The sequence below is a fragment of the Bacillus sp. LR_5 genome, from assembly GCF_042709275.1.
Genome location: NZ_JAVAXX010000084.1, coordinates 1 through 22,242, shown reverse-complemented (window position 1 = coordinate 22,242; position 22,242 = coordinate 1). Strand labels below are relative to the sequence as shown.

At 42.6% G+C, this 22,242-nt stretch carries 22 protein-coding genes; 8 read left to right on the top strand and 14 right to left on the bottom strand.

Annotation, left to right across the window (positions count from 1 at the left end):
- From pdhC to RAC86_RS17665, 4 genes are all read right to left on the bottom strand, one after another.
- Window positions 1–895 (bottom strand): pyruvate dehydrogenase complex dihydrolipoyllysine-residue acetyltransferase (gene pdhC / locus RAC86_RS17680; RefSeq protein WP_377885908.1); only part of this gene is annotated, 895 nt, incomplete at its 3' end.
- A gap of 113 nt (window positions 896–1,008) precedes the next feature.
- A complete protein-coding gene (pdhB, locus tag RAC86_RS17675; protein ID WP_014113660.1) occupies window positions 1,009–1,986 on the bottom strand; it encodes a pyruvate dehydrogenase complex E1 component subunit beta in 978 nt (325 codons plus the stop codon).
- Between the two features lie 3 nt (window positions 1,987–1,989).
- Window positions 1,990–3,105: a pyruvate dehydrogenase (acetyl-transferring) E1 component subunit alpha gene (gene pdhA, locus RAC86_RS17670; protein WP_003222294.1), complete on the bottom strand. Its 1,116-nt coding sequence runs from the start codon at window positions 3,103–3,105 to the stop codon at window positions 1,990–1,992.
- Between the two features lie 421 nt (window positions 3,106–3,526).
- The gene (locus tag RAC86_RS17665) at window positions 3,527–4,198 is read right to left on the bottom strand and encodes a YkyA family protein (protein WP_014113659.1); all 672 of its coding nucleotides are present in this window, start codon (window positions 4,196–4,198) and stop codon (window positions 3,527–3,529) included.
- Between the two features lie 212 nt (window positions 4,199–4,410).
- Here RAC86_RS17665 and RAC86_RS17660 point away from each other — a divergent pair, with 212 nt between their 5' ends.
- On the top strand, window positions 4,411–4,563 hold the full coding sequence (locus RAC86_RS17660; protein WP_003222298.1) for a YjcZ family sporulation protein: 153 nt from the start codon (window positions 4,411–4,413) through the stop codon (window positions 4,561–4,563).
- A 109-nt stretch (window positions 4,564–4,672) separates the two neighbouring features.
- Window positions 4,673–5,227: a peptide deformylase gene (gene def / locus RAC86_RS17655; protein WP_072566218.1), complete on the top strand. Its 555-nt coding sequence runs from the start codon at window positions 4,673–4,675 to the stop codon at window positions 5,225–5,227.
- A gap of 35 nt (window positions 5,228–5,262) precedes the next feature.
- Here def and RAC86_RS17650 read toward each other — a convergent pair whose 3' ends face one another.
- Entirely contained in the window at window positions 5,263–6,036 is a 774-nt protein-coding gene (locus tag RAC86_RS17650; RefSeq protein WP_014113656.1) for a Cof-type HAD-IIB family hydrolase, read from the bottom strand.
- A 382-nt stretch (window positions 6,037–6,418) separates the two neighbouring features.
- Between RAC86_RS17650 and rnpZA the strand changes: the two genes are divergently transcribed.
- Window positions 6,419–6,628, top strand: coding sequence for an RNA polymerase subunit omega 1 (gene rnpZA / locus RAC86_RS17645; protein ID WP_014113654.1), 210 nt, complete (start codon window positions 6,419–6,421; stop codon window positions 6,626–6,628).
- 5 nt (window positions 6,629–6,633) lie between these two features.
- The gene (rnjA, locus tag RAC86_RS17640) at window positions 6,634–8,301 is read left to right on the top strand and encodes a ribonuclease J1 (RefSeq protein ID WP_061187390.1); all 1,668 of its coding nucleotides are present in this window, start codon (window positions 6,634–6,636) and stop codon (window positions 8,299–8,301) included.
- Window positions 8,302–8,537: 236 nt separating this feature from the next.
- Here rnjA and ade read toward each other — a convergent pair whose 3' ends face one another.
- The 5 genes from ade to abhA all read right to left on the bottom strand — a co-directional run bounded on the left by ade (window position 8,538) and on the right by abhA (window position 13,762).
- Window positions 8,538–10,271: an adenine deaminase gene (gene ade / locus RAC86_RS17635; RefSeq protein WP_061187389.1), complete on the bottom strand. Its 1,734-nt coding sequence runs from the start codon at window positions 10,269–10,271 to the stop codon at window positions 8,538–8,540.
- Window positions 10,272–10,426: 155 nt separating this feature from the next.
- Window positions 10,427–11,092, bottom strand: a complete 666-nt coding sequence (ktrC, locus tag RAC86_RS17630; protein ID WP_003222311.1) for a Ktr system potassium transporter KtrC — start codon at window positions 11,090–11,092, stop codon at window positions 10,427–10,429.
- Between the two features lie 71 nt (window positions 11,093–11,163).
- On the bottom strand, window positions 11,164–11,991 hold the full coding sequence (locus RAC86_RS17625; protein WP_072566217.1) for a gamma-glutamylcyclotransferase family protein: 828 nt from the start codon (window positions 11,989–11,991) through the stop codon (window positions 11,164–11,166).
- A 16-nt stretch (window positions 11,992–12,007) separates the two neighbouring features.
- A complete protein-coding gene (gene kinC, locus RAC86_RS17620) occupies window positions 12,008–13,294 on the bottom strand; it encodes a two-component sensor histidine kinase KinC (protein WP_072566216.1) in 1,287 nt (428 codons plus the stop codon).
- A 189-nt stretch (window positions 13,295–13,483) separates the two neighbouring features.
- Window positions 13,484–13,762 (bottom strand): transcriptional regulator AbhA, encoded by a 279-nt coding sequence (gene abhA, locus RAC86_RS17615; protein ID WP_041520942.1) that lies wholly within the window; start codon window positions 13,760–13,762, stop codon window positions 13,484–13,486.
- Window positions 13,763–14,045: 283 nt separating this feature from the next.
- On the opposite strand from abhA, the gene mreBH reads away from it, so the two are divergent.
- The 3 genes from mreBH to RAC86_RS17600 all read left to right on the top strand — a co-directional run bounded on the left by mreBH (window position 14,046) and on the right by RAC86_RS17600 (window position 16,633).
- Window positions 14,046–15,053, top strand: a complete 1,008-nt coding sequence (gene mreBH / locus RAC86_RS17610; protein WP_014113648.1) for a cell shape-determining protein MreBH — start codon at window positions 14,046–14,048, stop codon at window positions 15,051–15,053.
- A 101-nt stretch (window positions 15,054–15,154) separates the two neighbouring features.
- Window positions 15,155–15,289, top strand: coding sequence for a protein YkpC (locus tag RAC86_RS17605; RefSeq protein WP_003238865.1), 135 nt, complete (start codon window positions 15,155–15,157; stop codon window positions 15,287–15,289).
- 111 nt (window positions 15,290–15,400) lie between these two features.
- On the top strand, window positions 15,401–16,633 hold the full coding sequence (locus RAC86_RS17600; RefSeq protein ID WP_072566215.1) for an aminopeptidase: 1,233 nt from the start codon (window positions 15,401–15,403) through the stop codon (window positions 16,631–16,633).
- Window positions 16,634–16,664: 31 nt separating this feature from the next.
- Here the strand turns inward: RAC86_RS17600 and RAC86_RS17595 are convergent, their stop codons facing one another.
- On the bottom strand, window positions 16,665–17,576 hold the full coding sequence (locus RAC86_RS17595; protein WP_014113646.1) for a ketopantoate reductase family protein: 912 nt from the start codon (window positions 17,574–17,576) through the stop codon (window positions 16,665–16,667).
- A gap of 61 nt (window positions 17,577–17,637) precedes the next feature.
- Window positions 17,638–19,257, bottom strand: a complete 1,620-nt coding sequence (locus tag RAC86_RS17590; protein WP_014113645.1) for an ABC-F family ATP-binding cassette domain-containing protein — start codon at window positions 19,255–19,257, stop codon at window positions 17,638–17,640.
- 181 nt (window positions 19,258–19,438) lie between these two features.
- Between RAC86_RS17590 and RAC86_RS17585 the strand changes: the two genes are divergently transcribed.
- Window positions 19,439–19,708 carry a hypothetical protein gene (locus tag RAC86_RS17585; protein ID WP_003222329.1) on the top strand — a complete coding sequence of 90 codons (270 nt, stop codon included), beginning with the start codon at window positions 19,439–19,441 and terminating at the stop codon, window positions 19,706–19,708.
- Window positions 19,709–19,743: 35 nt separating this feature from the next.
- On the opposite strand, the gene sipT is transcribed toward RAC86_RS17585, so the two are convergent.
- Complete coding sequence (gene sipT, locus RAC86_RS17580) at window positions 19,744–20,325, bottom strand: signal peptidase I sipT (RefSeq protein ID WP_014113644.1); 582 nt, start codon at window positions 20,323–20,325, stop codon at window positions 19,744–19,746.
- A 143-nt stretch (window positions 20,326–20,468) separates the two neighbouring features.
- On the bottom strand, window positions 20,469–22,242 hold a 1,774-nt coding region (locus RAC86_RS17575; protein WP_377885907.1), incomplete at its 5' end, for a PTS fructose transporter subunit IIABC.

Here is a 22,242-nt window from a genome sequence, read left to right as displayed (position 1 = left end):
CTACTTCTTCTGTTTTATCGTCAATTGACGTGTTTAAAACAGGGAATTTTTTCAGTGCAGATGTAAGAGCTTTTACAACGTAAGGCAAGTAAGTCAGCTTGATTCCTTGATCAGCAGCAACCTGTTTGAACTGTTTACGATGTGCAACAAGGTTTGTTACGTCCACTTCGTCCATTAACGTTACGTGAGGAGCTGTGTGTTTAGAGTTAACCATCGCTTTCGCAATTGCTTTACGGATACCGCTCATTTTTTCGCGTGTTTCTGGGAATTCGCCCTCTGGAGCTGGTGCAGCAGCCGGTTTAGCAGCTGTTTCTTGTGGTGCAGCTGTTTCTTGCGGCGCAGCTTCTTGCGCTCCTCCGTTTACAAAGCTGTCGATATCTTCTTTTACAACACGTCCGTTGTTCCCTGAACCAGTAACTTTACGGATGTCTACGCCTTTTTCACGAGCATATTTACGTACAGAAGGCATAGCGATCACGCGTTTGTTCGGGTCAACTTCAGCTTGATCCTGCTGTCCTGCGCCAGTTGCTTTTGCAGGCTCTTGAGCTTGCTCTTCTTTCGCAACGTCTTGTCCAGCTTCTGCTGTTGACTGAACTTGTGCTTCAGTTTTCGCATCATCTGACTCTTCGCTGCCTTTAAATTGAAGGTCTTCGTAACCAGGTGCATCAAACGTAATGATCGTTTGTCCAACAGTTGCAACCGTTCCCTCTTCAACTTTTAATTCTAATACTTTTCCTTTAACAGGTGAAGGAATTTCTACTACTGCTTTATCATTTTGGACTTCAGCCAGTACATCATCCTCATCTACCTCATCGTTAGGCTTGACAAACCATTTTACGATTTCGCCTTCGTGGATACCTTCCCCGATATCTGGAAGTTTAAATTGAAATGCCACAGTTCTCGACCTCCTAGTTTGATTAAGCAATTTTAAAGTTTACAACGTAAGCATTGAAACAGATATATAATAGAGGGAAAACGTTCATCTTCCCTCTCGATTATGCAGTTTGATTAAAATTCAAGTACTTTTCTTGCTGTTTCAAGAACATCTTTATGGTTTGGAAGCCATACGCTCTCCGCTTGAGAGAAAGGAAATACTGTATCAGGCGCAGCCACGCGAAGTACAGGTGCTTCCAAGCTTAAGATCGCACGGTCATTAATTTCTGCTACTACATTTGCAGCAATTCCGGCTTGTTTTTGTGCCTCTTGAACAACAATCGCGCGTCCTGTTTTTTCTACAGATGCGATGATTGTATCAATGTCAAGCGGGCTTACAGTGCGAAGGTCGACAACTTCAGCAGAAATGCCGTCTTTTTCAAGCTCCTCGGCAGCTTTTAATGATTCATGAACCATTGCGCCGTAAGTGATGATTGAAAGGTCAGTACCTTCACGTTTTACGTCAGCTTTACCAAGCTCAATTGTGTATTCTTCTTCAGGAACTTCCTGACGGAAAGAACGGTAAAGCTTCATGTGCTCTAAGAAAACAACAGGATCATTGTCTCTGATCGCAGAAATTAAAAGTCCTTTGGCATCGTAAGGAGTTGATGGAATAACAACTTTGATACCAGGCTGTTGTGCAACAAGACCTTCTAAGCTGTCAGCGTGAAGCTCAGGAGTATGAACGCCGCCGCCGAACGGAGAACGAATTGTTACAGGTGAAGTCCAGCGTCCGCCAGAACGGTAGCGCATACGAGCCATTTGGCCAGAAACTGAATCCATTACTTCGTAAACAAATCCGAAGAATTGGATTTCCATTACCGGACGGAAGCCGTTTAAGCCTAAACCAAGGGCAAGACCGCCGATACCAGATTCAGCAAGTGGCGTGTCAAACACACGGTCTTCACCGAATTCTTTTTGCAATCCTTCTGTCGCACGGAATACGCCGCCGTTAACACCAACGTCTTCTCCGAAAACTAAGACATTTTCGTCATTTTTCAGTTCTGTGCGTAACGCATCCGTGATTGCTTGAATCATTGTCATTTGCGCCATGGCTTACTTCGACTCCTTCTGTGTATAAATTTCAAATTGCTCCTCAAGGTTGTGAGGCATTTTTTCGTACATGATTTTCATTAAATCAGTTACTTTTTGCTTCGGCTCAGCATCAGCTTTTTTGATCGCTTGTTTAATTTCTTCTTTCGCATCCTCAATTACTTTTGCTTCTTCTTCTTCAGACCATAAGCCTTTGTTTTCAAGGAACGCACGGAAGCGTACAAGCGGATCTTTTTGTTCCCACTCATTTTCGATTTCTTTTGTACGATATTTAGTCGGATCGTCACCAGCCATTGTGTGCGGGCCGTAACGGAATGTAAGTGTTTCAATCAGTGTCGGGCCTTCGCCGTTGATTGCGCGCTCGCGTGCTTCAGCAGTTGCAGCGTATACAGCAAGCGGATCCATTCCGTCTACTTGTACGCCGACAATACCTGCAGCTACTGCTTTTTGTGCAATTGTTTCAGCCGCAGATTGTTTTTCAACCGGAGTTGAAATCGCGTAGCGGTTGTTTTGTACTACGAAGATTGCAGGTGCTTTATAAGCGCCGGCAAAGTTAATTCCTTCGTAGAAGTCCCCTTGTGAAGCTCCGCCGTCACCAGTGTAAGTGATTGCGACAGCTTTCTTACCGCGTTTTTTAAGACCTAGCGCAACACCGGCAGTTTGAATGTATTGAGCACCGATAATGATTTGTGGAGAAAGGGCATTCACATCATCAGGCATTTGGTTTCCTCTGAAATGTCCGCGAGAGAAAAGAAACGCTTGATATAATGGAAGGCCGTGCCAAATTAACTGAGGCACATCACGGTATCCAGGAAGAACAAAGTCTTCTTTTTCAAGCGCGAAATGCGTTGCAATCTGAGAAGCTTCTTGACCCGCAGTAGGAGCGTAGAATCCGAGACGTCCTTGACGGTTTAATGAGATAGAGCGCTGATCAAGCACACGCGTAAATACCATGCGGCGCATTAGCTCTTTTAATTGATCATCTGTTAAATCAGGCATCGCCGCTTCATTCACGACTTCTCCCTTTTCATTTAAAATTTGGAACGTTTCGAACTGCTTCTTAATGGCATCAAATTGCTTTTTACTATCAACGATAGCTTTTTTCGTTTTTGCAGCCATACTAAGTCACCTCTTCCTTTCTTTTAAACAGTCATTAGACGTGCATTCCTTTTATACATACAAACTTAGGGTACCCTAAAGTATTAGCAGTAAGTCGTATATATTTTAGCCGATCCCCAGTTTGCCAAAACCTTTATGTAGGATAGTTACACTCTGCTTTGAACTGTATTATTTCGAAGTTGTAAAAAACTAATACAACACCGCTTAACATGGATTAGTTTACACCAAATAAAGAAGAGCCGTCAATCGTTTTCATCGCTGATTTTCAATAAATGTATTCGCTTTACATTTTCAATAAAAAAACAGATGCCAGCTGTACCCAAAACTGTACTAGTATACACCACTACACTGTACTACAATAGAAATGAAAATTTTGAATGAAATTGGCGTCGCGTTTATTAAAAAAAAGAGCTGTTCAAAGTCAGCTCTTTTTCACGTGATAGCCTGCGGCATCATATAGATCTTCCCGGGCATTATTATATTTTTCTGTTTGTTCATTAAATTCTCCGCTGTATTTAAGGACCTTTTCATAAGAAGCATTGACTTTATCGATCTGCTTGTCCAGATCATCTCGTGCCAAGTCTTTATCTTTCAGCTGCATATACAGCTTTTTATTAAGTTGAAGCGCTTTTTTATATTCTTCATACATGGAGCCGTATGATGTATATCTCTTCTTCATATGGCTTGCTGCGGCATCAGCCTTTTCTTTTATGTGTTTATCCTTAATTTGTTCAGCAGACGTTTTTGCTTCCTCAAATTCTGATTCCGATTTTTTGATGCTGTCATTTTCAATCTTCAGATGTTCTTCACGCTTGCTGACATTTTCTAGCGCTTCGTTAGATAAAGCAACAATTTTTTTATAATCATCCATATTGAGCTTCATAACATCATCGTAAAGCTGATTTTCCTTCGCCTCTAATTCTTCGAGCGTTTTCTGTTCTTCTAGAAACGGCTTTTCCGATTCCGCGGCTTTTTCTAATGAATGATGAAGTGAATCAACCGGGTCTTGTCCCATGCATCCTGTTAATATCAGTGTCATCGCACAAAAAGCTCCGATTTTCATTCCAGGCCGCCGTTTTATTGCGTCTTTCACGTTAAATCCCCCAATCTTGACAGTTTCTACTATAAAATCCATGGGGACGTTTGGCAATAGCTGTACCTGTATGAGGCAGCTCTGAAATCAAATCAAAAAATGAAAAATCAGGACAGATGACCATACAACTTTTTTGTTTTTACATAGGTTATAGTAGACGCTATGCCTACTTCTAAAGGCTCTGGCGTAATTAAAAGAGGAGGTTTTGTAATATGTATGGATATGGTTACGGCGGAGGCTGCTGCAGTTATGGTGGTTACGGATATGGCGGTTATGGCTACGGCCGCACCTTTGCGCTAATCGTTGTTTTATTCATTCTGTTAATCATTGTCGGAGCTGCTTATTTAGGCGGAGGCTGTTGCTAATTACACAGCTTGAACTTGACCAGCCATCTTCGGCTGGTCATTTGTTTCGTTGCACCTTTGTGAAGAAATCCGATATAATTTACATATTAAGCTTTAGGAGTGAAGTTTCTTGATTACTATGGAAAACATCGTACGTGACGGCCATCCAGCCCTCAGAGAGACAGCCGAACCTGTTGAGCTGCCTCCGACTGATGCAGAAAAACAGCAGCTGGCCGACATGATCGAATTCGTTAAGAACAGCCAAAATCCGGAATTTGCCGAAAAATACAAGCTGCGTCCAGGCGTAGGGCTCGCAGCTCCTCAAATTAATATCAAAAAACGAATGATCGCTGTTCATGCGGAAGATGCTTCCGGTAAGTTATACAGCTATGCTTTGTTTAATCCTAAGATCGTCAGCCATTCTGTTGAAAAAAGCTACTTAACAAGCGGCGAGGGCTGCCTGTCTGTTGATGAAGCGATTCCCGGTTATGTTCCCCGCTATGCTCGCGTCAGAGTAAAAGGAACAACCCTTGAAGGCGAAAACATTGATATCCGTTTAAAAGGATTTCCGGCTATTGTGTTTCAGCACGAGATTGATCATTTGAACGGCGTTATGTTCTATGATCATATTGATAAGGAGAATCCTTTCAAAGAACCTGAAAATGCAATCGCGATTGAGCGCTAAAAAGAAAAACGGCTGGCACAGTGCCAGCCGTTTCTTTATTTTAAAAGTCCTAATTCTTTCACAGCGTATGCAATTCCATCCTCGTCTACTGGCTTTGTTACAAAGTCCGCGATTTCTTTCAATTCAGGAACAGCATTCCCCATAGCTACACCTGTCCCGACATACTCAATCATTTGCAGATCGTTTAATCCGTCGCCGAAAGCATATGTATCGCTGATATCAAACGGTAGACGCTCGATCACTTTTTTGATCCCTTCCGCCTTCGAACCTCCATGCGGCAGAACATCAGTCGAATACTCATGCCAGCGCACTAAATCAAATTCAGGAAAAGCGGCATAAGCTTTTTCTTCTTCATCCTGGCAAAATAAAAGAAGCTGAAAAATTTCTTTACCTTCATAGAAAAGGTCATCAGTTTCTGGATAATCGGTTTTAAGGCTGCCGATTCCCTCCAAAACATGAGGGTGATCCGCAACAGTCGCTTTCATCGTGTCCTCAGCCATAAACACGACAGGATGTTTGCCCTCTCCCGCCTGCTTTAATAATCGCCTGATTGCCTCCTCAGACAGCGGATTTTTATAAATTACTTGATTTTCAAAGACAACATACTGCCCATTATAGGAGATAAATGAGTGTATGCCCAGCTCCTCCAAAATCGGCTTAACCAAAAAAGGAGACCGCCCGCTGGCAATAAACACATGATGCCCTTGGCGTTGCAGCTCCGCTACCGTTTTTCTCGTACTATCCGGTATATTCTTGTCATGATCATATATCGTACCGTCAATATCAAAAAAGATTAATTTTGAATCCATTGTAACTTCCCCTTTATCGTCTTGATCTGCAATTCCCACCCTCATCATACAAAAAGATTGCCATTCAGCAAACTATTTCATTCAAAAATCATATTAAATTCCATTAATAACCACGAAAAGTCTTCCTCAACCTCCGTATACTATTTGTATAAAAGAACTCTGGACAAATGTTTATAAAAGGAGGGACTGACAAATGCTGCGCAAATTAAGAAAGAAACTCAGAAGGCAATGGAACGGAATGCTCCGCAAGAAAGCCATTGCCTGACAAGGGATCTTTCACTTTTCGAGAGATCCTTATTTTGCTCAAGGCTTTCCTTATATTCCGTTTTCGAATATAATAGAGTAAGCGAGTCTAACATACGGCATTTAAGGAGAGATTTGGATGATTTATAAGGTATTTTATCAAGAAAAGGCTGACGAAGTACCTGTTCGGGAAAAGACAGATTCACTTTATGTTGAAGGCGTATCTGAACGTGACGTCAGAACAAAGCTGAAAGAGAAGAAATTTAATATTGAGTTTATCACACCTGTTGATGGTGCATTTTTAGAATATGAACAACAGAGCGAAAATTTTAAAGTATTGGAGTTATGAGCGGTATGAAATTTGTAAAAAATGATCAGACTGCTGTTTTCGCCCTCGGAGGTTTGGGCGAAATCGGTAAAAATACGTACGCAGTTCAATTTCAGGATGAAATTGTGCTGATTGATGCGGGGATCAAGTTTCCCGAGGATGAACTGCTCGGCATTGACTACGTTATCCCTGATTACACGTATTTAGTCAAAAATGAAGATAAAATTAAAGGGCTTTTTATCACCCACGGGCACGAAGACCACATCGGCGGTATTCCGTACCTGCTCAGACAAGTGAATATTCCTGTTTACGGCGGTAAACTCGCGATCGGCTTACTTCGGAATAAACTAGAAGAGCATGGATTATTAAGACAGACGAAACTGAACATTATCGGTGAAGATGATATCGTAAAGTTCCGCAAAACGGCTGTGTCATTCTTCAGAACAACACATAGTATTCCGGATTCATACGGTATAGTTGTAAAGACGCCGCCAGGAAACATCGTACATACTGGAGATTTCAAATTCGACTTTACTCCAGTCGGCGAGCCAGCAAACTTGACGAAAATGGCCGAAATCGGAAAAGAAGGCGTTCTGTGCCTCCTTTCAGACAGCACAAACAGTGAGAACCCAGAGTTCACTATGTCTGAACGCCGTGTCGGAGAAAGCATTCATGACATTTTCCGCAAGGTAGACGGCCGAATTATCTTCGCTACATTTGCGTCGAATATCCATCGCTTGCAGCAGGTAATTGAGGCTGCTGTAATAAATGGAAGAAAAGTTGCCGTATTTGGACGCAGTATGGAATCGGCTATCGAAATCGGACAAACTCTCGGATATATTAACTGTCCTAAAAATACATTTATTGAGCATAACGAAATCAATCGTTTGCCTGCCAATAAAGTAACAATTTTATGTACAGGAAGCCAAGGGGAACCGATGGCGGCATTATCAAGAATTGCAAACGGCACACACCGCCAGATTTCAATTAATCCTGGGGATACAGTCGTATTTTCTTCATCCCCTATCCCAGGCAACACAATCAGCGTGAGCCGGACGATCAACCAGCTGTATCGTGCGGGGGCCGAGGTTATTCACGGACCTCTTAATGATATCCATACATCCGGTCACGGCGGACAGGAAGAACAGAAGCTGATGCTTCGTTTAATCAAGCCTAAATTCTTCATGCCGATTCACGGTGAGTATAGAATGCAAAAGATGCATGTCAAACTTGCAACAGATTGCGGCATCCCTGAAGAAAACTGCTTTATCATGGATAATGGTGAAGTATTGGCGCTTAAAGGCGATGAAGCTTCAGTTGCCGGCAAAATCCCGTCTGGTTCAGTATACATTGACGGAAGCGGTATCGGTGATATTGGGAATATCGTGCTTCGTGACCGCAGAATTCTTTCTGAAGAAGGTCTTGTCATTGTGGTTGTCAGCATTGACATGGATGGCTTTAAGATTTCAGCGGGACCTGATTTGATTTCCAGAGGATTTGTGTACATGAGAGAATCTGGCGACTTGATCAATGACGCTCAAGAGCTTATCTCAAACCACTTACAAAAAGTGATGGAACGAAAAACGACTCAATGGTCTGAAATCAAAAATGAGATTACAGACACGCTTGCGCCGTTCTTATATGAAAAAACGAAACGCCGTCCGATGATCCTTCCGATCATTATGGAGGTTTAAAAAAAGATGCACTCTCTTAGGAGTGCATCTTAGATTGTTGACAAAATCCTAAAACGATTTTTAGTTTTAGGATTTTGTCATCTTTTCAGCGTGATTGAAAACCCTTGAATTCTAGGAAGGGCGAGCATCGGAGCACAGCGAATGTTGAAATTCGTGAGCACCGAAGCGCAGGCCTGACAACGAATGCGAGGGTTTGTCGACATGCTGAGATGCACTCACTTTGGAGTGCATCTTTTTTATTGCAATGCAATATGCTGAAATGACTTTACATCAAATAATCCCGTTGTCGTCATTTTGATATCAGGAATGACAGGCAATGCTAAAAACGACAGCGTCAAAAATGGATTAAACTCGCCTGTGAAACCGATTAACGACAATTTATCATGCAGCGTCAGTAAGCTTTGATTCACCTGTTCTGCAGATTGGTCGGATAATAACCCCGCGATCGGCAGCGGAACTGAATGAAGCTCTTCTCCATTTTTTATGACCGTTAATCCTCCGCCAATTTCCTGCAGCTTATTAACTGCAGCCGCGATATCGGCATCATTTGTTCCGACTGCAATCATATTATGGGAATCGTGCGAGATGGTTGTAGCAATCGCTCCGCTCTTAAATCCAAATCCTTTCACAACACCAAGCCCGATTTCTTTTAAACCATTATGCCGCTCAACAACTGCAATCTTTAACAAATCGAGCTCAATGTCAGACTCAAAATCGCGAGCATTAGGTGCCTCGACATGTATCAATCGTGTTTCAAGCTGATTTGGAATGATTTGAATCACATTGATCTGCTGCTTTGAATCAATCGGCATATAAAAATTCTGTTTGTTAAGAGGAGCAGCAAGCTTAACAGAATCAAGCAGTGCTGGTTCTGGTGCCGCCGTTGAAGCACAATCTTGATAGATTGCTTTGCTGCCTTCAGCAACAGTCTGTCCTTTTACCATCGTCATTGTGACAGTGACGTTTTCCAGATCAGATACAAAGAGCAAATCAGCGTCAAAACCTGGGGCAATCGCTCCCTTTGTATCTAATCCATAGCATTCGGCTGCGTTAAGGCTTCCTAATTGATAGGCTAAAAACGGATTTAGTCCGGCTTGAATCGCCATTTTCACCTGATGATTCACACTACCCTCTGACAATAAATCATCCACATGCTTATCATCCGTACAGAAGAAGAAACGGCGCGCGTTCTTTTCATTCACAGCCGGCAGCACATTGAGAGTGTTTTTTGCGACTGACCCTTCACGCATCATCACATACATTCCCCTTCTAATACGATCAAGGGCTTCTTCCTTCGTCGTTACTTCATGATCGTTTAAGACCAATGCGGTTCTATATATGTTAATGAGGTCTGTAGATAAACCCGCCAAATGACCGTCTATCCGCTTTCCTGCAACACGGGCATCGAGCAGTTTCTGAACCATATCTTCTTCAGCCTGCTGAACCGACACATAATCCATAACTTCAGCCAGCCCCAATACTTCTTCCTCTTCGTAAAAAGGCTTTAAATCGGCAGCTTTGAGCACTGCGCCTGATCGCTCAAAGCTTGCGGCAGGCACACTGGAGGGGAGCATAAAATGGATATTCAGCGGTGTTTGCCGAGCCTGTTCAATCATGAATGCAATCCCTTTTTCCCCAGATACATTCGCGATCTCATGCGGATCGGTAACAACGGTCGTCACGCCATGCGGTAGTACCGCTTTAGCGAACTCTATTGGTGTAACCATTGATGACTCAATATGTACATGTCCATCAATAAAACCCGGAACAATCATTTGTCCCTCTGCATCAATGATATTTTCGCCTTCATACTCGCCGAGGCCTACAATGACTCCATCTGTAATCGCAATATCTTCATATATCCACTCTTGATTATATACGTCCATGATTTTTCCGTTCTTAATGACGATATCAGCTTTTTGTCTTCGGGCTGAAGCATTCAGCCTATTGACCAGCTCTTCTTTATTCAAATAGGCCCCTCCTCTTTTTTATTATATGGTACAATATGCTATCGGAACGCCTATGCTTAGTCAATAAAATTTTAGGAAATTGACGCTCATTTCATTAAAGTTGTTATATTCTGATAATATTAAAAACCGCCCTTTGGGGACGGCTTGTTTTACTGCTATTTTGTATGAAGAACTCTTTTTTCAAAACGGGAAATGTCTGTAACTGATCCAATGACGATGAGAATATCTTCTTGATGTATAACTTCCGTCGCAAGAGGTGATACGATGACTTCCTTGCCCCTTTTGATGGCTACGATGTTAATACCGTATTTCGCACGAATATCTAAATCGAGAAGCGTATTTCCAGCCAGACGGCTGTTAGCTACGATTTCAACAAGACTATGCTCTTCAGACAGCTCCAAATAATCAAGTACGTTGTTGGACACGATGTTATGTGCAATTCGTTTTGCCATATCGCGTTCTGGGTGGACGATGTGATCTGCACCGATTTTAGACAGCACTTTTTCGTGATAATCATTCTGTGCCTTAACTGTAATGGTATGAACGCCAAGTTCTTTCAGAATGAGAGTCGTTAAAATACTCGCTTGAATATTTTCTCCGATTGCAACAATAACGTGGTCAAAATTTCGCAGACCCAAATTTTTCAGGACAGATTCGTCTGTTGAATCACCGATAACGGCGTGGGATGCGATCTTGGCATACTCGTTGACTTTATCTTCATCGATATCCATCGCCATAACTTCGACGCCTTCTTCGCTTAATGCTTTGCAAATACTGCCACCAAAACGGCCTAGTCCAATTACCGCAAATTCTTTTTTCATAATGGTGCTCCTTTACCTGACTTCATATTGATCAAATTTTATCATATTCTTTTGTAACAGTGTTAATTTCGTTACCCTTTTGGAAGCGAATTCATATGCTGCTTGAGCTTTTCAGCAAACCCCGGTGACAAATACAGCTCCGCTCCGCGTTCAATTTCAATCTGATAGTGCTGAGGTGGGGCAGTTTCCGCTTCTTTTTGGAGGACGAGAAAAGTTAAGCAGTCTGTGTAGCGCCTTCCGCCTGCCTCAACGTCTACAAATGCCGGCCGATACGTAAGAGATTCAACGCCTTCCCTTTTATACAGATAGGAGAGAGCAGAGAAAGGAATACGATATAAAACGCCTTCTGTTGTTCCTCCGTCTTCTATCATATCCGCTCTTGAGCCGTCTTCCCTTTTTAGGGTGAAGCGGGTTGTATAACCTTTTAAAACAGCTCTTCCCACTGGATCTTGAAAATAGTGATCGACTCCTGCCTTTTGAAAGCGGGCATTGTCCATGCAGGACCCATAGGCAAAATAATAAACAGGATTTTGCGATTTACTGATCATCTGATGTTCTTTCCAGTCGCCGCTGCTTATTATCGGAAAGCCGGCACACTCGTCTTTGTTCATAAAATAAACAAGCGCTTTTTTGATCCCGGCATCCGTTTCTACAAGCACCGTTTGTTTATCATAGCCTTGATAAAATTGATCGAGCTTATGTATACACAATTCATCTGCTTCATATACCTCGCCGCATATATAGCCCTCATCTTCAAAAACGGCTGCGGGCCCCTCTTTTGCAGCAAACAGACATCCCTTCGTTCTGGCCTGCTCACTGATACATGCCGATTGTGCAAGCAGATGATGATTTTCTTCATGTTTTCTTAATGTCCCGTATACAAACAGAAGCGAGTTCATCTTCATTTTTCCCCTCTCAGCTGTCTGAAGTTAAAGGCAAAACAACTTGAAAGACGCTGCCTTTTCCAGCTTCACTTTCGATTTTCAATTCCCCGTCATGTTCTTTCAAAATTCTCAAACAAATGGCAAGTCCGAGTCCGGTTCCCTTTTCTTTTGTTGAATAAAAAGGTTTGCCAATCTGTTTCAGCTTTTCCTTCGGCATGCCGTACCCTTCATCTTTGACGCTTATCACTGCATGAGAGGCTGTTTTAGCAGTCGAAATGGTTACGACACCGCCTTTTGGCATTGCCTCAATCCCATTTTTAATGATATTGATAAAGACCTGCTTCAGCTGATTTTCGTCTCCGTTAATCATACAGCCATCTGTCTCTTTGAAATTTTTTTCTATGACGATATTGGACAGAATAGCATTGGTATCAAGCAATGTCGTGACTTGTTTCAGGATCTCGTTGAGCTGATGCATTTTAAATGTGACCGCCTGCGGTTTTGCAAGCAGCAACAGCTCACTGAGCACCAAATCGATTCTTTTAATCTCTGAAAAGATGATGTCAAAATAGCCTTTTCTGTCCGGATATTGTGTTTTCATAATCTGAAGGAAACCGCTGACAGATGTTAAAGGGTTTCTGACCTCGTGTGCAATGCCAGCGGCAAGTTCACTCGTGATTGACAGTTTTTGAGATTCTCTCGCCAGCCGTTCATTAATCTCAATGAGCTCATCTTCAGCCTCTTTCCGCTCAGTAATATCTGACATTGTACCCAGGCTGCCTGTAAATTGGTCATCTCGGTCGTAGTAAAGTTTATAATGAACTTCTCCCCAAAAAATCGTGCCGCTCTTTTTCACGTATTTTGCCGTAAACATGCCAGAAGACGCTTTGTTTTGAATTTGGCTGTTAATGTGGTCGGCTACGTGCTTTTCTTTTATGAAGTAATCATTATACATCGTTCCCATACATTCACTGATTGAAAAGCCGGTTATGGATGCCCACGCTTGGTTTAAATATGTAATTTCGCCTTTTGCATTCGTTTGAAATACGATTTCCTGCAAATTATCCATGATGCGGTTTTTTTCTTCAGAAAGCTGTTTATACTTCCATTCATTATCCTTCATTTTCTTAACCAGCTGCTGTTTCTCATCAATATAATAAGCCAGCATCCAGACACTTACCAGCGTGACTGCAGTATACACAATATCAACAGGCCAATTAATCGGGTTTTTGCCTATAAAATAAAATAAATAATCCCAAAACATTATAAAAATCATTGCCAAAATGATGGAAATGATACGAGCTTGATATTTTCTCATATGACCACCTGCCGCTTGTGTTTCTCTACTTATTGTACCATTCTTCGACAAATAATTGAGTAAAATATGTAAAGTATCCCAAATCATTCATTACCTAATGTTCATGATGTCATATCTTAGGGGCGGTAATCAGAAATTGGCACGAAAAAAGACGGAGATGATATCGCTCCGCCTTTTTCAAACATGATATTATTCTTTTAAAGCGGCTTGAATTTCTTCGAGAAGCAGCTGTGCACCTTCAGGACTTAACGTAATTTTACCGTTGCCGTATTCTTTATTTTCTGAAGTGATTTCTCCGGTCATTAAACAGACGCCATGAGGTTTGTACTTTTTCAAGATAATTTTTTCTCCGTCAACAAAAAACTCAATACTGTCTTTTATAGCAATATCAAGTGCCCGTCTTAATTCTATCGGCATGACAATACGCCCTAATTCATCTACTTTTCTTACAACACCTATTGATTTCATAAAAACCCTTCTTCCTTTAAATGTTTCTTTTCTCATGTAATGTTTAAGGATGTACCTCAATATATCGTAGACGTACGAAACTTAGAAAAAGTTTCCCGCTTTCTATAAAGAAGTACAAGATATTTTTTCCATAAAACCGAAAAATGTATTACTTCTGTTACACAGTTCCGCGATTTTTTACAAAAACATTTCTTTACCGACGCACACCCCCAAAAATCGCTTCATTTCTTAGAAACTTTAAATGTAGAATCATATAAAATCAGGATAAAGATTGGGTGAAAACATGTTTCAATCAACTGAAATCGGGATTGACTTAGGAACAGCTAATATACTTGTTTACAGCAAAAATAAAGGGATTATCTTAAATGAACCATCTGTTGTCGCAGTGGATACAACGACAAAAGCAGTTCTTGCGATCGGGGCTGACGCGAAAAACATGATCGGTAAAACACCGGGAAAAATTGTCGCTGTCAGACCAATGAAAGATGGCGTAATCGCAGACTATGATATGACAACCGATCTGCTAAAACACATTATGAAAAAAGCCGCAAAAAGCATCGGCATGTCGTTCAGAAAACCGAACGTAGTCGTTTGCACACCTTCAGGCTCAACCGCAGTAGAACGCCGCGCCATCAGTGATGCGGTGAAAAATTGCGGCGCGAAAAACGTCCATTTAATTGAAGAGCCAGTAGCAGCAGCGATCGGAGCGGATTTGCCGGTCGATGAGCCGGTTGCCAATGTGGTGGTAGACATCGGCGGTGGGACGACGGAAGTCGCGATTATTTCCTTCGGCGGCGTTGTTTCCTGCCACTCTATCAGAATAGGCGGAGACCAGCTTGATGAGGATATCGTTTCTTTCGTCCGGAAAAAATACAATTTACTGATCGGCGAACGCACAGCTGAGCAGGTAAAAATGGAAATTGGCCATGCCCTGATTGAGCATGTTCCTGAAGCAATGGAAATTCGGGGACGCGACCTCGTGACAGGCCTTCCAAAAACCATTATGCTTCAATCTAATGAAATTCAAGATGCAATGCGTGAATCTCTCCTCCATATTCTCGAAGCCATCAGAGCTACACTTGAGGACTGCCCGCCTGAATTAAGCGGAGATATTGTTGACCGCGGCGTTATTTTAACAGGCGGCGGCGCGCTCCTTAACGGGATTAAAGAATGGCTCACAGAAGAGATTGTCGTGCCTGTACACGTGGCGCAAACCCCGCTTGAATGTGTCGCAATCGGCACCGGCCGTTCTTTAGAAGTGATTGATAAGCTTCAAAAGGCGGTTAAATAGTCTTTTCCTGAAAAAAATCTCACATACAGCAAATTTCTTGCTTCTTTTTTCCTCATTCCCTTCATATTGTGGGAAATGGAGAAACGTTAAGGAGGAAACTGATGCTAAGAGATTTAGGAAGAAGAGTAGCGATCGCAGCCATTTTAAGCGGAATTATTCTTGGAGGCATGAGCATTTCTTTAGCAAATATGCCTCATTCGCCTGCAGGCGGCACTGTAAAACTGAATCATCCGTAATATCGAAAGACCCAAGACATGTTGTTTTGGGTTTTTCACTTTGGCCTCCTTTCTTTCCTTTATAGGATCATATTTGATATGATGAGAAAAAAGCTTAAGGAGGAATAATTCATGGATTCATTTTCACAGAAATTAAATACATATGCGCAGCTGGCTGTAGAGGTCGGGGTAAACGTCCAAAAAGGCCAGTATGTAGTCGTAAATGCTTCAACAGATGTACGGGATTTTGTCCGCTTAATTGTGAAACATGCATATGAAAAAGGTGCAAAAAATGTCACGGTGAATTGGCAGGATGACGAAGTCGCCAAATTAAAATATGAACTCGCGCCGTTTGAAGCTTTTGAAGAATACCCTGAATGGGAGGCAAAAGGCAGAGAAGAGCTTGCTAAAAAAGGTGCCGCTTTCATCTCTGTTGTGTCGTCAAACCCAGACTTACTAAAAGGTGTAGATTCTAAACGGATTGCTGCCTTCCAAAAAGCAGCAGGCAAAGCATTACATACATACAGACAATATATTCAATCGGACAAAGTCAGCTGGACTGTCGTAGGTGCGGCGTCAGCGGGCTGGGCTCAAAAAGTTTTTCCAGGCAAATCAGAGGAGGAAGCGATTCAGCTTCTGTGGGAAGAAATTTTTAAAGCGACGCGCGTAAACGAAGACAACCCGGTGCAAGCGTGGATTAATCATGATCAAAATCTTCATGAAAAAGTTGACCATTTGAACGAGAGGCATTATGCCGCTTTACATTATCAAGCAGAAGGAACTGATTTAACAATTAAGCTCCCTAGGAAGCATCTTTGGGCTGGTGCTGGAAGCGTGAGTGAAAGCGGCCATGAGTTTATGGCCAATATGCCGACAGAAGAAGTATTCACACTTCCGCAAAAAGACGGGGTCGACGGAGTGGTATCAAGCACAAAACCGTTAAGCTATGGCGGAAATATTATTGAAAACTTCACCCTCACGTTTGAAAATGGCCGTATAATCGATATTAAAGCCGAAAAAGGTGAGGACATTTTAAAAGAACTGGTGGAAACAGATGAGGGTTCTCACTATTTAGGTGAAGTGGCGCTTGTTCCATACGATTCACCTATATCACAATCAAATATTCTTTTCTATAACACATTGTTTGATGAAAACGCGTCAAATCATTTGGCGATCGGAAGTGCATATGCCTTTAACATTGAAGGCGGAAAACAGATGTCTCGTGAGGAGCTTGTTAAAGAAGGCTTAAATGAAAGCATTACACACGTGGACTTTATGATTGGTTCTAAGGATATGAATATTGACGGAATTACGTCAGACGGAAAAAGAGAGCCTATCTTCAGAAACGGAAATTGGGCTTTTTAAATAAAACAAAAGGAGGCTTTTCGCCTCCTTTTTATTTTTCTGCTTCATACATTTGCAGATTGGCATAAACCGTTTCTAATATAGGTGCTGCAAGAGATAAACGCTTTGCTTTTTCAAGCAAAAAGCCGTGCAGGTGGTCGCCTTCAGTCGTTTGTCCGTTTTCCATATCACGAAGCATGGATGATTTCATATGATAAGACATGCTTGTCATCGTACGGAAGCTCTCTTCTTCAAGATCCGGATCTGCAGGAACGCCTTCTTTTCGCAGAATAGCGCCAATTTCCGCAATAAGGGTTTGGACCGTGTGACGTCCGCCTTCTGTCTCAAGGATCGGGCCAAGCGGTCTTTGAAATAACGTTGTGATCCCCGCTTGCGCCGCAATAAACAGATACTTTTTCCAAATGTCCTTCTCGATATGCCCGCTGATAATGACTTCTGCATTCACGCCTGAAAATGCCTCTTCAAGCGCTGTTATTCGTTCCGTACGCTCACCGTTCCACTCTCCGAATACAAAACGATGCGATGCACTCGTATGATGAATTTCTCCCTTATTGTCTAGAGCACTTTCTATAAAACACAAGCCGCCCAGCACCTGTTCTTTTGAAAATGCCGTAAACAGCTGCTCGTAGTGGCGGTACCCATTTAAGAAAGGGATAATGACAGATTCGCGATCGACAAACGATTTGACATCGTCTATCACCTGACCAAGTGAATATGCTTTAGAAGCAATGATAACGATGTCAAAATGCCCGGTTTCTCCGGCACTGATTAATGCGGGCTGAAATGATACATCCCCCTTTTCACTATGGATGACAAGCCCGGTTTCTTTTAACTGCTCAGCTCTATTATGGCGTACGAGAAATGTCACATCATTGCCTTTCTCTGCAAGCCGACCGCCAATATATCCGCCTACTCCTCCTGCTCCGACAACTAAACATTTCATGCTGTGATCTCCTTTCAACTCTATGTATCAAAAAAAAGCAGAGGAATCTCTGCTTCTTTTATTACGCGTATAGTTCAGCCAGTTTTTTCTGCACATCAGCATTTTCAAGGAACTCATCATAGCTCATTTGCTTATCGACGATGCCGTTAGGTGTAATTTCTATAATTCTGTTGGCAATTGTCTGTACAAACTGATGGTCATGGGAAGTGAACAGCATAGCGCCTTTAAAGCTGATTAAGCCGTTATTGAGCGCTGTAATGGATTCTAAGTCTAGATGGTTGGTCGGCTCATCTAAAATTAAAATATTAGCGCCAGAAAGCATCGCTTTCGACAGCATACAGCGAACCTTTTCTCCCCCGGATAGTACATTTGCTTTTTTGTGGACTTCTTCTCCGGAGAACAGCATGCGACCTAAGAATCCGCGTAAAAAGCTCTCACTTTGGTCATGAGGAGAATATTGGCGAAGCCAGTCTACAAGATTCAGATCACTGCCTTCGAAATATTCGCTGTTGTCTTTTGGAAAATACGCTTGAGATGTCGTAACGCCCCATTTAAACGTTCCGCTGTCAGCTTCCATTTCCCCGGAAATGATTTTAAACAGCGTAGTAACAGCCAATTCGTTGCGGCCAGTGAAAGCAATTTTATCTTCTCTATTCATAATAAAGCTGACATTGTCGAGCACCTTTACGCCATCGATTGTTTTCGTTAAGCCTTCCACCCGAAGAACATCATTTCCGATTTCCCTTTCAGGCGTAAAGTTAACATAAGGATAGCGGCGGGAAGATGGTTTAATATCATCCAGCGTAATTTTTTCGAGAAGTTTCTTTCTTGATGTAGCCTGCTTAGATTTAGACGCATTGGCGCTGAATCTAGCGACAAACTCTTGAAGCTGTTTAATTTGCTCTTCTTTTTTCTTGTTCGCTTCTTGAGAAAGCTTTAACGCCAGCTGGCTTGATTCGTACCAGAAATCATAGTTTCCGACATAGATTTGGATCTTGTTAAAATCAAGGTCAGCAATGTGCGTACACACTTTATTTAAAAAGTGACGGTCATGGGATACGACAATAACAGTGTTTTCGAAGTTAATCAGAAACTCTTCCAGCCACTGAATCGCCTGAAGGTCCAAGTGGTTCGTCGGTTCATCAAGCAGCAGAACATCCGGCTTGCCGAATAATGCCTGTGCTAAGAGCACTTTTACTTTCTCTGAACCGCCAAGGTCTTCCATCTTCTTCGTATGAAGGTCTTCTGAGATACCAAGGCCTTTTAAAAGAATCGCAGCTTCACTTTCCGCTTCCCATCCGTTCAGCTCCGCAAATTCACCTTCGAGCTCAGCAGCACGAATTCCATCCTCGTCTGAGAAATCAGGCTTCATGTAAATGGCGTCTTTCTCCTGCATGACTTCATACAGGCGTTTGTGGCCCATAATAACCACTTTCAGCACTTCATACTCTTCGTACTCAAAATGGTTCTGCTTCAAGATGGCAAGACGCTCACCAGGACTCATATGAACATCGCCTGTCTGAGGCTCGATTTCGCCTGAGAGCACTTTCAGAAACGTTGATTTACCGGCACCATTTGCACCAATTAACCCATAGCAGTTGCCTGGGGTAAACTTAATATTAACATCTTCAAATAACTTGCGATCCGCAAACCGCAAGCTTACATTATTTACAGCAATCATTTATTATCCTCCATCATGTCTATCATCAATAAAAGTATACCATGAATGCAGGGCAAGAGAAATGATTCCCTGATAAAACAAGAGAGAAAACACTTATACACTCAAACCGGCCGGCTATGTTACAATTGAACAGAGAGAATGCATCCGGCTGGAAAATTACACACTCTCATGGAGGAACACGTTGAGGCTTTTAACACTTACTGAATACTGTTTATTGATCTTTTTTACGGGTTTTTACCTTGCCGTAACAGGCTTTACCGCCAAAGATATCGGCCTATATATTGGAATAGCCCTAATTTACATATTTTCGCACATTTTCTCTAAACGACTTTTAGAAAAGCGCGGAAAAGAGAACAAACAGGTTCACCTTTTCTTCAGTGTACTGGCCATTATCGGTTCAGTGTTCATTACTGTATTATGCATTGCATTGGTCGCTTCTTTTTCAAATTAAAAAACGCCTGCTGTCCAAAGGCCAGCAAGGCGTTTTTATTTTGTTTGACGCATTTCGTTAAACGGGAAAAAGACAAACTTCGATGTGCCGACAATCCGGTCTTCCGCAATCAGTCCCAGCCCGTTTCGGCTGTCCATTGAATTCAGCCGGTTATCTCCCATGACAAAATATTTGCCTTTCGGAACCTTAACCGGTCCAAAGTCGCCTGTCAGACTGACACCAAGTTTTTCTGCTTCCTTTTTGTTTTTAGACAAGTAAGGCTCGGCTACTTTTTTTCCGTTTATATAAAGCGTGTCATCCTTCATTTGAACGGTTTCTCCGGGCTTTCCGATCAATCGTTTTACGTAATGGATTTTCGAAGTCTCCCCGTTGATAATGACGATATCTCCGCGCTTCAGCTCGCCGATATAGTTGACTGTCTTATTCACAAACAGCCTTTCTCCATCATGTAATGTGGGATACATAGATGAACCTTCAACTAAATAGGGTTCAAACAAAAAGTGACGGATCAGGAGAGCCAGCAGAACCGCGATGACAATCGCTTTTCCCCATTCCAAGTACGTATTGGTTTTTTTCTTCGCCGTTTTTTCAGTTTTCGTGTTTTTTTCCTCGGTCAAAGTGTTTCCTCCTAGACGATTGCTATGTCAGTTGTTTCCCTTCTTTTACTTTATCATAAAAGATAATAAAATACATAACTTAACCGCGCTCCAGCGAGCAGGATAAAGAAAAAGCGTCCTTTTGAATCAGGACGCTTTTTTTCTTATTTCTCTGTTACAGGTTTTTTAACGACGCCGAGGATAATTGCCATCACGACAGCACCGATCACGATACTTAATAGGTAAAGCAACGGATGGTTTGTAATAAAGGCTACGAACACTCCTCCGTGAGGTGCCGGAAGCGTTACACGGAAGAATTCAGTTAATCCGCCGGCAACAGCTGCACCAACGACAGCAGCTGGGATGACGCGAAGTGGATCAGCCGCAGCAAACGGGATCGCTCCCTCTGTTACGAATGCAGCACCCATGAAGTAGCATGTAATACCTGCTTCACGGTCACGCTGAGAGAACTTGTTTCGGAAAATTGTTGTTGCAAGTGCGATACCAAGCGGAGGAACCATACCGCCGGCCATAATCGCTGCATGAGGCGCATAGTTGCCTGCATCGATCATCGCGATACCGAACGTAAAGGCTGCTTTATTAAGCGGACCGCCCATATCGATCGCCATCATACCGCCTAAGATAATACCCATTAATACAAGGTTGCCAGTACCAAGGCTTTCAAGCCAGTTTGTTAAGAAATCCATAAATGCTGCTACCGGTGTATTCACAACGAAACGCATGATAATACCAGTTAAGAAAATACCAAGCAGCGGATAAATTAATACAGGTTTCAGTCCGTCAAGTGACTGCGGAATAAAGACGAATGCTTTTTTCAAAAGAACAACGATATAACCAGCCAGGAATCCGGCAATTAATCCGCCTAAGAATCCAGCATTTGCTTGAGTAGCCATAAATCCGCCGACCATACCAGGCGCAAAACCAGGACGGTCTGCAATACTCATTGCGATGAATCCGGCAAGAACAGCCACAATTAATCCTAATGCATTGTCACCGCCGATAAACTTAAGAGCTGCAGCAAACGTGTTGTAAGTAGGATCATCCGGATTGGAAGAATTAATTCCCCAGAAGAATGAAATCGCAACGAGGATACCGCCGCCGACTACGAACGGAAGCATGTTGCTGACACCGCTCATCAGATGCTTATAAAACGCACTTCCGATGCCGCCGCCAGATTTTCCACTCGCACCATCTTCATCGTTTGAAGCTGAAGAACCGCCGCTGCCTTGATAAATCGGCGCATCTTGATTCATCGCTTTTTCGATAAGCTCTTGCGGGCGTCTGATACCTGCTGTAACAGGTACTTGAAGCACGCGCTTGCCTTTAAAGCGCTCCATTTCAACCTGCTTGTCCGCTGCGACAATGATTGCAGGTGCATCTTCAATTTCTTGGGCAGTCAGCTTGTGTTTAATACCGCTTGAACCGTTTGTTTCGACCTTAATGTCCACACCAAGCTCTTTCGCTTTTTCTTTAAGGGCATCCGCAGCCATGAATGTGTGTGCAATACCTGTCGGACATGCAGTCACCGCTAGGATTTTTCCTTTTCCGGCAGGTGCTGGTGCCGCTTCTTCTTCCTCTTCCTCTTCGTCATCATCTTTATCGTGCTGGTTAATGATGTCGATGATGGCATCTTCAGACTCAGCTTCAAGGAGCTGCTTGCGGATTTCTTCACGCATTAACAGCGTTGAAAGTCTTGACAATGCTTCAAGGTGAGTGTTGTTCGCGCCTTCAGTCGCCGCAATCATGAACACCAGGTGAGCCGGCTGGCCGTCTAATGATTCATAATCGACACCGTCTTTTGAACGTCCGAACGCGATCGCCGGGTTGATAACGCTTGCCGTTTTCGCATGCGGGATAGCGATTCCTTCACCGATACCCGTTGAGCTTTGGCTCTCACGATTTAAAATGGCTTCTTTG